Annotated in this window: 13 protein-coding genes; 10 read left to right on the plus strand and 3 right to left on the minus strand. The window is 36.0% G+C overall.

Annotation, left to right across the window (positions count from 1 at the left end; genetic code table 11):
• Nucleotides 1-2: 2 nt before the first annotated feature.
• The 10 genes from C7D53_RS07220 to C7D53_RS07265 all read left to right on the plus strand — a co-directional run bounded on the left by C7D53_RS07220 (nucleotide 3) and on the right by C7D53_RS07265 (nucleotide 10457).
• Nucleotides 3-500, plus strand: a complete 498-nt coding sequence (locus C7D53_RS07220; protein WP_106915732.1) for a DinB family protein — start codon at nucleotides 3-5, stop codon at nucleotides 498-500.
• A 203-nt stretch (nucleotides 501-703) separates the two neighbouring features.
• Complete coding sequence (locus C7D53_RS07225) at nucleotides 704-3634, plus strand: reprolysin-like metallopeptidase (protein WP_106915733.1); 2931 nt, start codon at nucleotides 704-706, stop codon at nucleotides 3632-3634.
• Between the two features lie 182 nt (nucleotides 3635-3816).
• Nucleotides 3817-6048, plus strand: coding sequence for a zinc-dependent metalloprotease (locus C7D53_RS07230; RefSeq protein ID WP_106915734.1), 2232 nt, complete (start codon nucleotides 3817-3819; stop codon nucleotides 6046-6048).
• Between the two features lie 448 nt (nucleotides 6049-6496).
• Nucleotides 6497-7210, plus strand: a complete 714-nt coding sequence (locus C7D53_RS07235; protein WP_106915735.1) for a glycohydrolase toxin TNT-related protein — start codon at nucleotides 6497-6499, stop codon at nucleotides 7208-7210.
• An 11-nt stretch (nucleotides 7211-7221) separates the two neighbouring features.
• Complete coding sequence (locus C7D53_RS07240; RefSeq protein WP_106916697.1) at nucleotides 7222-7641, plus strand: hypothetical protein; 420 nt, start codon at nucleotides 7222-7224, stop codon at nucleotides 7639-7641.
• Nucleotides 7642-8000: 359 nt separating this feature from the next.
• Nucleotides 8001-8468 carry a pyrophosphohydrolase domain-containing protein gene (locus C7D53_RS07245; protein ID WP_065394492.1) on the plus strand — a complete coding sequence of 156 codons (468 nt, stop codon included), beginning with the start codon at nucleotides 8001-8003 and terminating at the stop codon, nucleotides 8466-8468.
• 3 nt (nucleotides 8469-8471) lie between these two features.
• Entirely contained in the window at nucleotides 8472-9035 is a 564-nt protein-coding gene (locus C7D53_RS07250) for a TlpA family protein disulfide reductase (RefSeq protein WP_106915736.1), read from the plus strand.
• A 3-nt stretch (nucleotides 9036-9038) separates the two neighbouring features.
• The gene (locus C7D53_RS07255) at nucleotides 9039-9644 is read left to right on the plus strand and encodes a DUF4230 domain-containing protein (RefSeq protein WP_106915737.1); all 606 of its coding nucleotides are present in this window, start codon (nucleotides 9039-9041) and stop codon (nucleotides 9642-9644) included.
• Nucleotides 9645-9664: 20 nt separating this feature from the next.
• A complete protein-coding gene (locus C7D53_RS07260; protein WP_106915738.1) occupies nucleotides 9665-9994 on the plus strand; it encodes a hypothetical protein in 330 nt (109 codons plus the stop codon).
• 277 nt (nucleotides 9995-10271) lie between these two features.
• Nucleotides 10272-10457 (plus strand): hypothetical protein, encoded by a 186-nt coding sequence (locus tag C7D53_RS07265; RefSeq protein ID WP_106915739.1) that lies wholly within the window; start codon nucleotides 10272-10274, stop codon nucleotides 10455-10457.
• Between the two features lie 130 nt (nucleotides 10458-10587).
• On the opposite strand, the gene leuB is transcribed toward C7D53_RS07265, so the two are convergent.
• Genes leuB through leuC form a run of 3 tightly spaced genes read right to left on the minus strand, consistent with a single transcriptional unit; the run spans nucleotide 10588 to nucleotide 13704 of the window.
• Nucleotides 10588-11712 (minus strand): 3-isopropylmalate dehydrogenase, encoded by a 1125-nt coding sequence (leuB, locus tag C7D53_RS07270; RefSeq protein WP_106915740.1) that lies wholly within the window; start codon nucleotides 11710-11712, stop codon nucleotides 10588-10590.
• Nucleotides 11693-12301: a 3-isopropylmalate dehydratase small subunit gene (leuD, locus tag C7D53_RS07275; RefSeq protein WP_106915741.1), complete on the minus strand. Its 609-nt coding sequence runs from the start codon at nucleotides 12299-12301 to the stop codon at nucleotides 11693-11695. The genes leuB and leuD overlap by 20 nt, the downstream gene beginning before the upstream one ends.
• Nucleotides 12302-12315: 14 nt before the next feature.
• The gene (gene leuC / locus C7D53_RS07280; RefSeq protein WP_106915742.1) at nucleotides 12316-13704 is read right to left on the minus strand and encodes a 3-isopropylmalate dehydratase large subunit; all 1389 of its coding nucleotides are present in this window, start codon (nucleotides 13702-13704) and stop codon (nucleotides 12316-12318) included.
• Nucleotides 13705-13720: the final 16 nt, after the last annotated feature.

Raw genomic sequence — 13720 nt, forward strand, 5'->3', positions numbered from 1 at the left:
AAATGATCAAACAAGCCTTATTAGGTGAGTTTCTGCATGAAGCAGAAAACACGAGAAAAATTTTAAAAGCAATTCCCGACAGTGCTTTAGATTGGAAACCATCTGAAAAAAACTGGACTACTGGTCAATTGGCTTCTCATATTGCGGAAGTTTACAATTGGTATGATTCCACCTTTAATCAGGATGTTTTCGATATGGGCACTTATCAGTATGACAAAGGCGATATTTCCAAGGCTGAAAATATTGTTGCTAAATTTGAAGAAAATGTAGCCAAAGCACAGAAAGCGCTGGAAGACTCAGATGAAAACAGCTATTTCAACGAATGGAAAATGGAAATGCATGGAAATGTTCTCTTTCCTCCATCTCCAAGAATCCAGGTAGTGAGAGGCTTCCTTTTTAATCATTTATATCATCACAGAGGAGAACTGGTTGTATATTTAAGATCAACAGGAAATAAAGTTCCCGGACTTTATGGGCCTACCGCAGATGATAAAATGTAATTAAAAGATCATTATACTAATAATTGAAATGGCATGCGTGTTTACGTATGCCATTTCAATTTTAACTCCACTTTATTTCAATTATATTCAATGTATCGCATAATATATTAAATGAATATTCTAAATTTTTCATAAAAATTTTTGTTTTTCGTAACATATTTTTTATTAATTTCGATTTACCATAACAAAAACAAATATTTAATATGAAAAGACAATTAACCCTGATTGGAATGCTCCTAATCACAGGTATTTCCTACGCGCAGACTGACCGTCTATGGTCTCAGGACACTAAAAAAAGACCTTCTGAGATCTTTGAAAACAAATCCAGCATCCAAAATCCAAAGGTATACAACCTGGATATTAACGGATTAAAAAATGTATTAGCGAAAGCTCCAAAAAGACTGGCAGTTGGTGAAAAATCAGAACTCATCATCTCTTTTCCAAATTCTGAAGGCAGAATGGAAAACTTCAAAGTGAAAGAGAATTCCAACTTTACTCCGGAACTGGCGGCCAAGTATCCGGATATCAAATCCTATGTAGGTGAAGGGCTTGAAAATCCAAACTCAACCGTGTATTTCAGTATTTCTTCTCTCGGATTATCTTCCATGGAAATATATGGGGATAAATCCGCAGTATTTATCGAGCCTTATTCCAAGGATCTTTCCACCTATGTTGTTTACAAAAAATCTGATAAAAAAGATGATCTAAGCAAATTTGAATGTACAGTAATAGATGTTGCTAAAAAAGGAGTAACCAATGCAAATATTGCAGCAAGGCCAAATGCTGATGATGCTAAATTAAGAACATTCAGACTGGCATTGTCATGTACCGGAGAATACACCACCTATTTTGGAGGAACTAAGGCTCAGGCTTTGGCAGCAATGAACAATACCATGACTCGTGTAAACGGTGTTTTTGAGAAAGATTTTGCAGCAAGAATGGTACTGATTGCTAATAATGATGCAGTTATTTACACCAATGCTTCTACAGACCCTTATTCTGCTTCATCCGGAATGAGCAGCTGGAATTCCCAATTACAAAGCACTCTGACTTCGGTGATTGGTGAAGCTAACTATGACATCGGTCACTTATTTGGAGCCTCCGGAGGTGGAGGAAATGCAGGCTGTATCGGTTGTATCTGTACAAACGGATCAAAAGGAAGCGGATACACTTCACCTGCAGATGCAATTCCATCAGGAGACAACTTTGATATTGACTATGTTGCTCACGAAATGGGGCATCAATTTGGTGGAAACCACACGTTCTCCCACGGAAATGAAGGAACAGGGGTCAATATGGAACCGGGTTCTGGATCTACCATTATGGGGTATGCAGGAATTACCGGCCAGGATGTTCAGCCTCACTCTGACGCCTTTTTCCATGCGGTGAGTATTCAGCAGATCACAAATAATATTAAAGCAAAAACCTGTTCTGTAAATACAAACACAGGAAATGCAATCCCTACAGCTAATGCAGGATTAGATTATACAATTCCAAAAGGAACACCATTTGTATTAACAGGAACCGGAACTGATGCTGACGGAGATTCTTTAACCTATATCTGGGAACAGATGGATAATGCTTCTTCATCTCAAACAGGAGCCAGTTCTGCAGCCAGTGCAACAAAAGCTTCAGGTCCTAATTTCAGATCATGGACTCCGCTTACTGTACCTACAAGATATTTTCCAAGAATGGCTTCTGTTTTAGCAGGTGCAACCACAACAGCAGGTTCTGAAATTACAGTTGAAGCTCTTTCTTCAGTAGCAAGAACATTGAATTTCAGATTTACTGTTCGGGATAACAAATCCGGAGGTTCAGGAAATAATTCAGATGATGCAGTAATCTCAGTTAATGGAACAGCAGGTCCGTTTACAGTAACCTCTCAAAACTCAACAACAACATATGCCGGAGGAAGCTCTCAAAACATAACTTGGGATGTGGCAGGAACTACTGCAAACGGGGTAAATACAGCTAACGTAGACATTCTTTGGTCAACAGATAGCGGAAATACATGGACTACCCTATTGCCAGCAACTCCAAATGATGGTTCGCAAGCGGTAACTATTCCTAACGCTACAACTACCACAGGAAGAATTATGGTAAAAGGATCTAACCATATTTTCTTTGATGTAAATAATGCTAATATTTCTGTAAATGCAGGTTCAGGAACTCCTGATACCATCGCACCAACCGCTCCTACTCTTGCTGCTTCAGGTACGACGTCAACAAGCACAAACCTTTCCTGGTCCGGAGCTACAGATAATGTAGGAGTTACAGGATATGACGTATATCAGGGAGCGTCATTAATTGGTTCTACAGCTTCTACAACGTATACAGCAACAGGATTGACACCTTCTACAACGTATAGCTTCTCTGTGAAAGCAAAAGATGCAGCAGGTAATGCTTCTTCATCAAGTAATACAGTAAGTGTTACTACTCTTGCAGGAGGATCTGTTACTTATTGTTCATCTTCTGCATCCAATACTGCAGATGAAAGAATCGGAAATGTGAAGTTCGGAACCATTAATAACACTTCAACAGGAACGGCTGGATACGAAAACTTTACTTCTATTTCTACCAACGTTACAAGAGGAAGCGCTTACACAATTTCCATCACTCCGGTTTGGACTTCTACGAAATATAGTGAAGCATACGCTGTTTACATTGATTACAATGGAGACGGAGACTTTACGGACAGCGGAGAATTAGCATGGTCAAAAGCAGGCTCTACAACAACTCCTGTTACAGGATCTATTACAATTCCTGCTACTGCTACCGTAGGCTCTACAAGAATGAGAGTAATGATGAAGTATAGTTCTATCCCTACTTCTTCATGTGAGGCTTATACGTATGGACAAGTTGAAGATTATACTCTTAATATTGTTTCTTCCGGAAGAGGTGAACTTAGCAATACCAAAGATCTGATCACAGGTATTAAGCTATACCCTAACCCAGCAAAAGACATATTGAATATCTCAAATACGACATCTGAAGATTATAAAATCTTAGATATGGGTGGAAAACTAATTGACTCAGGAAAACTTCAAAGAGGTTCTGTAAATGTAAGCGGCCTGATTAAAGGAGCTTATATGATCCAGATTGGAGAAAAGGCTCAAAGATTCATAAAGAATTAATAGTCTGTTAAATTTTTAAACGATGTGAAGGCTGCTCTGTATAAGAGTAGCCTTTTTAATTATTTATAATCAATAAGTTAAACATTCTTCTTATTTCTTATTTTAAATTATTCTAAAGAAAAATTGTTTTTTCATTAATATTTTCCCTAGTTTTGATAAATACAAAGAAAATTTACAGCTACATGAAAAAACAATTATTAATGATGGGGATGCTGATGCTATCTGGCATTTCCTTTGCACAAACCGATCGTTTATGGACCAAGGGAACTCAAAGTAAATCTTCATCTGTCTTTGAAAACATGTCAAATATTGATGGTCCTAGACTTTTTCATCTGGATATCAGCAGTTTGAAAAGTTTACTGGCTAGAACCCCAAAAAGGTTAACAGAAAAATCTGAGATTGTTATTTCCTTTCCCAATTCATTAGGAAAAATGGAAAACTTCAGAGTAACTGAAAACTCTAATTTTGATCCTGAATTAGCGGCAAAGTATCCGGATATTAAATCTTATATAGGCCAAGGAATAGAAGATCAATCTTCAACAGTTTATTTTAGCATTTCGCCTCTAGGCTTATCTTCCATGGAGATATATGGAGACAAATCCGCTGTTTTTATTGAGCCTTACACCAAGGACCTTTCTACCTATGTTGTTTATAAAAAGTCTGACAGAAGAGATAATTTAAATAAACTTGAATGTAAAGTATTAGAAACTGCTGAAAAAGGAACCTCTAATACCAATACCGCTAAAAATGCCAATGATGCTGTACTGAGAACATTCAGACTGGCCCTATCATGTACCGGGGAATATACAGGCTATTTCGGAGGAACAAAGGCTCAGGCTTTGGCAGCAATGAACAATACCATGACAAGAGTAAATGCCATATTTGAAAATGACTTTGCTGCAAGAATGGTTTTAATTCCGAATAATGATGCCATCATTTATACCAATGCTTCTGGAGATCCATATTCCGTCTCTTCACAAATGGATAAATGGAATTTCGAGCTGATGAACACGCTAAGTTCTACCATTGGCAATGAAAACTTTGACATTGGTCATTTATTTGGCAGAGATGGTGGTGGTGGTAATGCAGGATGTATTGGCTGTATATGCAGTGATGACATGTCTACTTATGTATATCAAGGAATAACTTATCCTAATGATTATAAAGGAAGCGGATACACATCCCCTCTTAATGGAATTCCGTCAGGAGATACTTTTGATATTGATTTTGTAGCTCACGAAATGGGGCATCAATTTGGAGGAAACCACACATGGTCTTACACTTCTCAATCAAGCTTACAACCTGTTGAACCTGGTTCCGGATCTACCATTATGGGATATGCTGGTATCACGCCATATGATGTTCAGAAAAATTCAGATCCTTTTTTTCATGCCAGAAGTATAGAACAAATTACAAATACCATTAAGGCAAAAACCTGCTCTGTAAATACACCTACAGGGAATACAGTTCCTACAGCCAATGCTGGATTAGATTATACCATTCCTAAAAGTACACCTTTTGTGCTAACAGGTACCGGAACAGATGCAGACGGAGATTCTCTTACTTATATCTGGGAACAGATGGATAAAGGAACTTCTTCCCAAACAGGAAGTAACTCTGCGGCTACAGCTACAAAAACAGCCGGTCCTACATTCAGATCATGGGTACCTACAGCTTCTCCTGTAAGATATTTTCCAAGAATGGCCTCAGTTCTGACAGGGGCAACCACAACGGCAGGAATGGAAATTAATGTAGAGGCTTTATCTTCTGTAGGAAGAGATCTTAATTTCAGATTTACAGTAAGAGACAATAAGTTAGGAGGTGCAGGAAACAGCTCAGATGATACTAAAATCACGGTAAATGCCGCCGCTGGACCTTTTACAATAACTTCACAGAACACAGCTTCTTCTTACACAGGAGGAAGTTCACAGACCATAACATGGAATGTAGCAGGAACTACGGCTAACAATATCAATGCTGCCAATGTGGATATTCTTTGGTCAACTGACAACGGTGAGTTATGGACTACTCTATTGGCAGGAACACCCAATGATGGCTCGCAAGCGGTAACAATTCCTAATGCTGCAACTACTTCGGGAAGAATTATGGTAAAAGGAAGCAACCATATCTTTTTTGACGTGAATAATGCCAACATTTCTGTAACTACAAGTGAACTTTCTACCTCAGAAACACAATTAGCCGGATCTACAGAGATCAAACTTTACCCTAATCCTGTGAAAGATATACTTACCCTTTCAAATACAAAGAATGAAGAGTATAAAATCTATGACATGTCAGGAAAGTTAGCAATGGAGGGAACTCTTCAAAGCGGAACTCTAAATGTAAGCAGATTGGTAAAAGGAACTTATGTGATTCAAGTAGGAAAATTTGCAAAGAGATTTATTAAAAAATAAATACCATTCAAAATTAAATAAGAAATGACTGCTCATAATGGGCAGTCTTTTTTATGATCAATGTATAATTAATTCAAAATGAATAAAAATCACTTATAAACATTTATATATGTAGTTAATTTTTAATATTTTCTTTATTTTAAAATAATATCACTACTATTTGAGTTTTTTAGTTAAATTTACACTCAATACTATTTTTATCATTGTACCGCTTACCCAGTTTGTATTTAAGGGAAGACTCTTTGGTTGTTTTCTTGACCAACATGGTACTTTTTCGCTATTTCTTTTCGTGAATAAAATCTGTTGAAACATGTTACCTCAAAACATGATAAAATATTTTGTCCTATAAAAAAAATTGCCATTGATGGAGAAAAAAATCAAAATAGATCTCTATTGATCTTCCCGTATAATACTTACTAAATTTTCTAAATAATTTTAATTTTTATATATGAAACATTTATTTAAGTACATTTTTTTCTTTACCATTGCGTCTTTTTCCATTGCCTGTAGCTCGGATAGAGAAGATGAAATTGAGAATACACCCAATCCTGTTAAAATTGTCTTCTATAAAAATGCAGATGAGCTTGCAGCAACCTATGACACCAACAATACAGTCAATCAAACCATCAGAAATCAGGCCTACGATCTATACAAGCAAGGCAAATGGAAAGAATTGGAAGCTCTTTTTAAAGCAAATAATCTGAATGGTGGTTGGCCACCGGCAAACGGAGGATTTAATATCGTTGATGAAGTTCCTATCCTGGCAGGGCAAAAATATGACAGATATAGTGGAGCCATTAACTACAGCGGAAGCGGAACCCCTACCTTAGGAGGAAGCTTCACCAGCCCAATCATCAATGGATATGTGTATACCTTCACAGAAAGAGCATTAAATCAGGAGGAAAATAAATATGATTTCTATTATGAAATTGATGTTCTAAATAATGCACTACCTTTCAAGTCTCAAACTGCCGATATTATACCTTGGTTTAACCAGACCGGAAATGGCAAGCAAACCATGTGGAAAATTCCGATTGACATTACAACAGGATTTCAGAAAACATGGAATAAACTGGCAGAGGAAGGATATGTAAAGATCACCATTAAAAAAAGCCCAAGCGGAAAATACAATAACTTGGTAGGAACCGTTATTCAGCAATAAATTAAATGCAGATGTATTCAATATCAAAAAAAATAAGCATCGGTAAAAATGCTTCTATTGCAAAGAACAAGTTCATCAATGATGAAGCTATTCCTGCAGCAAAAACTACTTTCAAATGCTGTAGCTGTAATCAGGAAAATACCATAGAAATCTCACCCTATCAATCAGGATTTCCCATCTTTCAAATCTACGCCGATGATAAAGTACTGTCAAAAGCTGAACTATTGAAACACAGCATGACTACGCAAACCTCACAAAGAATGCAGCATTTTGGAGAACTTACCGTAAAGGATTTACCCACCTTATATTTTGGGACCAATTGTTCCTCTTGCCCAGCAACATATATTTGTGTATTTAGCTATGGTGAATGGCAACCAGGATTAGAAATCTTAAACATTTCCGGAATCTGGGAATATAAAGAAGCAGAATAATTGAATACCATCCATATATTTCAAAACAAAAAACCACAATTTTCAAGTTGTGGTTTTTTAATAATAAAACTGTGTAAGTTATATAATTACATAAAATTTTTGTTGAAAACCAAAAATTTTCATCTTATATGAACTTAATTATACAGTTTTCCTTACACTTTCTAATGTATACTAAAGTATAAAAAAATAAAAACTTTTGTGACTTTTGTGGTTACTTTTAAACAGACTTAATACCCAATAAGAAGCAAATGGTCGCAAAGACAATCATTTTTATTCTTTCCCTCTCTCAGGTATATTTTACGCTGTACATTTTACCATTAACAAATCGTTTTCTATCTTTGTCATAAATAAAAAATTTCATGGATAAAATTGATAGTTTGAACCAAGTAGCCGAATTCCATACTACTTTCAAAGCCCCTATTCTAGACACCCCACAAATCCCTTCCCCAGAAAGATGCAATCTTAGAGTAGAACTTCTACAGGAAGAATTAAATGAACTGAAACAAGCCATTGCAGATAACAATATCGTAGAAATTGCAGATGCATTGTGTGATTTACAGTATGTTTTGAGTGGTGCAGTACTTGAATTCGGACTTGGCAATAAATTTGTAGAGCTATTCAACGAGGTTCAACGTTCTAATATGTCAAAAGCATGCGATAATGAGGAACAGGCCAATGAAACCGTTGAATTCTATAAGGAAAAAGAAGTAGAATCTTTTTATGAAAAGTCTGGAGAAAAATTTAATGTATACAGAAAGGCTGATCATAAAGTATTGAAAAACAAATACTATTCTCCTGCTGATTTAAAATCAATTATTGAGAAATAAAATATGAAAAAATTTATTACAAATATTGTTGCCGCTTCAAGTTTATTTTTGGCTACTCAACAGCTTAGCGCTCAAAAAGTAGTGGTTAATCGTGAGGTTGAAACTCAAAAAGACGGAAAAATGCTTTTGGGGAACCAACTAAAAGAGCAGTTCTTAAAAGCGCCTTATGCAGACTGGTATGTAAAGGAACATGATGAGTATGCCATTGACCAAAAGGCAGTCAGTGAATTAAAAAAAGAAAAGCTAGGTACCTATGATATTGTTACTTTTATCGGAACCTGGTGTGAGGACAGCCACAGAGACTTTCCAAGATTGATGAAAATATTGGATGAAATAGGCTATCCCGAGAATAAGCTGACAATTATTGCTGTTAACCGTAAAAAAGAATCTCCTGCCGGAGATGAGTCTCTTTATAATATACAAAAAGTTCCAACCATTATCCTTAAAAGATACGGAAAAGAAGTAGGTAGAATTGTAGAAATGCCTACCAGTGGTTATATTGAAAGAGATTTAGTTGAAATTCTGAAAAAGAATGACTCTTCTGTAATTAAAGAAATTTTTAAATAGATTTTGAGAAATAATAAAACAATCTTATCGTTTGTTGCAGGTGCAGGGGTCATGGTACTTCTGTTCTTTGGTCTTAAATCCTGCCTTAATCTTGGTGAAAAAACGGAGAAGTCAGATTACTATATCCTGACCAACCAGATTTCCAAGATGAATAAAATGGTGGTAATGGAACAAAACAGTTCTACCATGCAGAAGACCAAAATGGGATACGAAGTATTGGGTAAAGAAGTATCAAGCAATAGCATCATTACCTATACAAAGACCAATGCCCAGGTTTCTTATGATCTGAATAAAATGAAGATTGAAGTAGACTCCATCAATAAAAAGCTGGTTATTACTGAACTTCCTGATGCAGAGATAAGAATTACACCAAGCGTTGAAATTCAGTCTTTGGATGACTCCTTTTTTAATAGAATCTCAGAAAAGGATATTAAAAACGTGACAGCCAAAGCCAAGGAAACCGCGATTAAATCTATTGATCAAAATCAATTAAGAAATGAAGGTCGTAAACAATTGATAGAAAATCTCAATAATATTTTTGTCTTGGCCAAGGCCTTGAATTATACAATTGAAGATGAAACCGGAAAAGTTGGTCTATTAGGACTTTAGGTTATAATATTAAGTGATATATGATAAGATTATTAGAAATCATTAATTTAATCTGCTCACTCCTATTTTTCTCTTCAGGAATTTTGGTGTATTATGGAATTCTTCTTGGGTCAAATGGCTGGCTCATTAATTTTATAGTAGGCTCATTATTTATCTTGTACTCAGCATTTAATTATAGTAAAATTAAAACTATCATTAAATTTATTAAACAAAAAAGAAAAGACGAATACGCAGACAAAGCAATTATATATGAACTGATTTCACAATTTTTTATATTAACAATCTCACTTGTATTTATTTCAGGTATTATTTCAAGAGTTTTTATAGAAAAAACAGCTGTGTTTGATTAAGTATAAAAGCTGTTTAAACACTTAAGCTATTTAAGTGATCTACTTTGTGTACAGGGAAGGACAATCAAGTTTTGTTGAAAATCAAAGATTTTCATCTTATGTGAACTTAATTGCGCAGTATTTCCTTACACTTTCTAAAGTGTACTAAAGTGTTAAAAAAATAAAACCTTTTGTGACTTTTGCGGTTAAGTTTAAACAGACTTATAATTAATATTTCATTTTTGGCAAACACTTTGGACTATACTCTCCATATTTTTGAAATTTAAAATTTGAAGTTATGGTCTCAAAAGAAAATAGCAAAAAGAAAGAATCTGCCAATACAGCAGAAACTAAGAATCAGAATCAGGATTTCCAGAATATTCCTGCTTCATCGAAAAAGGTTAATCCACCCGATATTGATAAAGAAGACATTCAAAAATCTTCTAAAAACAAATCAGGAAAAACGGATAATACGAAAGAGTAAAATAAATCATTAAGATTTTAATAATTTTAAGACATTTATAAAACAATTACGGAATAAAATCGAAAGGTTCTGTCTCATAATGAGGCAGAACCTTTCTTCTAACTATCCTAATTTAAGTGAACTTTAAAATTTACACAATGGTAGACTTACCAATTTTTACATTTTCGAAATTATAATATGACTTCTCAGAATAACGGATATAGTCTGCAATAAAACTACCCACTTCACTGGTAGAATAATATTGCTTCGTATTAAGGTCAATCGTTACATATTTATTTTCAATGGCGTGTTCTACAGACTGTCGCAACTTATGGGCAGCAGGCTCTAAGCCAAGATGATCCAGCATCATCGCTACACTCAAAATAGAGGCAATAGGATTGGCAATACCCTTTCCTTTCGCCTGGGGATAAGATCCGTGAATAGGTTCAAACAATGCATTGCTCTCACCAACAGATGCCGATGGAAGCAATCCGATAGAACCTCCAATCACACTGGCTTCATCAGAAATAATATCACCAAACATATTCTCCGTTAAAATAACATCGAACTGCTTTGGATTAAGGATAAGCTGCATGGCCGCATTATCCACAAACATATAATCAAGTTCTACATCTGGATATTCTGAAGCAATTTCCTTGCAGATTTTCCTCCACAATCTTGAGGTATCAAGAACATTGGCCTTATCAATAAGAGTAAGCCTTTTATTCCTTTTCTGAGCTTCCTGAAATGCCATATGAGCAATAGGAAGAATATCTTCACAAGTATATTTGCAAACATCATAAGCATATCCGCCTTCAGGATCCGTAAATTTCTCCCCGAAATAAATTCCGCTTACCAATTCTCTGAAAATCTGAATGTCTGCTCCCTCAATAATTTCTCGCTTAAGCGGGCTTTTTTCAATCAGGGAAGCATACGTTTTTAAGGGGCGAATATTTGCAAATAACCCCAATTCCTTACGGAGTTTTAGTAATCCTTGCTCGGGTCTTACTTTAGCGTCAGGATTATTATCAAATACCGGATCACCAATCGCTCCAAAAAGGACAGCATCAGATTCTTTACAAATTGCTAAAGTTTCTTCAGGCAAAGGATTCCCTGTTTTAAAAATAGCCTCCGCACCAATCAATCCATAGTCGAAATGAAACTTATATTGAAAAGCTTCTGCAATGACATCCAAAATTTTGATACTCTCACTAATGATTTCCGGTCCAATCCCGTCACCCGGAAGAACCGCGATTTTAAAATAATTGTTGCTCATTTGTTTTCTGTGTTTTTAGTTCAAAAGCTTTAATCGCCTGTTTTTTGCTGATTAAAAAATCAATATCGTCATACCCGTTTAGCAGGCATATTTTTTTGTAAGAATCTAGTTCAAAGGTTTCAGTAGTATCTTTAAAACTGATCGACTGCAATTCCACATCAATCGCAATTTCATTGTCAGGATTTTCATTGATCCCTTCTAAAATTTCTTTTAAAAACTCTTCGGAAACCTTTACAGGAAGAAGTCCGTTATTCAGGGCGTTTCCTTTAAAGATATCTGCAAAATAACTGGAAATAATTACTTTGAAGCCATAATCTGTCAAAGACCATGCTGCATGTTCACGACTGCTTCCGCAGCCGAAGTTATTTCCTGCTACCAGAATCTCACCGCTGAATTTAGGATTATTTAAAACAAACTCAGGATTCGGTTCTCCTGTATGAATATTAAATCTCCAATCTCTAAACAGATTTTCACCAAAACCTTTTCGGTCTATACTTTTTAAAAATCTTGCCGGAATAATCTGGTCCGTATCTATATTTTCTGCAGGTAATGGAACCGCATTAGATTTTATAATAACTAATTTTTGCATGTACTTCTTTCTTTCTAGTTTAAGCTTTCAAAAGCTGAAATTCTCCCCTCTATTGCTGCCTTTGCTGCCGTAAGTGGACTTGCTAAAATGGTTCTCGCTCCCTGCCCTTGTCTTCCTTCAAAATTTCTGTTGGAAGTAGATACGCAATATTCTCCTTCGGGAATTTTATCATCATTCATAGCCAGACAAGCAGAACAACCCGGTTGACGGATCTGGAAGCCGGCTTCATTAAAGATTTTATCCAATCCTTCTTCATAAATTTGCTTTACAACCTGCTGAGAACCCGGAACAATCAATGCCTTCACGGCTTCTGATTTGCTTTTTCCTTTAATATACTGGGCTGCAGAACGGAAATCTTCTATTCTTGCATTGGTACAGCTTCCTATGAATACATAATTCACTTTGATACTGGAAAGAGCCTGTCCCGCTTTCAGTCCCATATATTGTAAAGCTTTTGTTTCAGATTCACTTTGTGGTACAGGAATAGTCTCATGGATTGAAATTCCCATCCCGGGATTTGTTCCATAAGTAATCATTGGATAAATTTCTGAAGCATCAAAAGCTAGTTCTTTATCAAAAGCAGCTCCTTCATCAGTCTTCAATGTATTCCAATAGGCTACTTTTTCATCCCATTCCTTTCCTTTTGGGGCAAACTCACGTCCCTGCACATAGGCAAAAGTTGTTTCATCAGGAGCAATCATTCCACCTCTGGCCCCCATTTCAATACTCATATTACATACCGTCATTCTTCCTTCCATAGACATTTCTTCGAATACATTTCCTGCATATTCACAGAAGTACCCTGTTCCTCCATCTGTTCCGATTTTGGAAATAATATAAAGAATAACGTCCTTAGGCTGAACATTTGCATTAAGCTTACCGTTCACGGTGATTCTCATTGACTTCGGTTTATTCAGCAATAGGCACTGGCTGGCAAAAACCTGTGCAACCTGACTGGTTCCAATTCCAAATGCAATAGCTCCAAATGCCCCATGAGTCGAGGTGTGACTATCTCCACAAACAATGCTCATACCCGGTTGTGTAATACCAAGCTCCGGAGCAATGATGTGAACAATTCCTTGATATTGATGACCTAGTCCAAATAATTCAATATTATTCTTCTGACAGTTTTCTGTCAGTTGCTGAACCTGGTTTCTTGATAATTCATCTCGAATAGGCTGCTCCTGATGAAGAGTGGGTACATTATGATCAGCAGTTGCAACAATCTGCTCCGGTCTGAATATTTCCAAATCTCTGGATTCAAGTTCTGCAAAGGCTTGTGGGCTTGTTACTTCATGAATAAGGTGTTTGTCTATGTAAATTACTTGCGGCCCGTCAGGCACCGTGTCCACCACATGAGCATCCCAAACCTTATCAAAAAGCGTCTTTTTATCGTTGTTCATTTTTACTTTATCTTGA

This window comes from Chryseobacterium aurantiacum, assembly GCF_003020585.1.
GTDB lineage: Bacteria > Bacteroidota > Bacteroidia > Flavobacteriales > Weeksellaceae > Chryseobacterium > Chryseobacterium aurantiacum.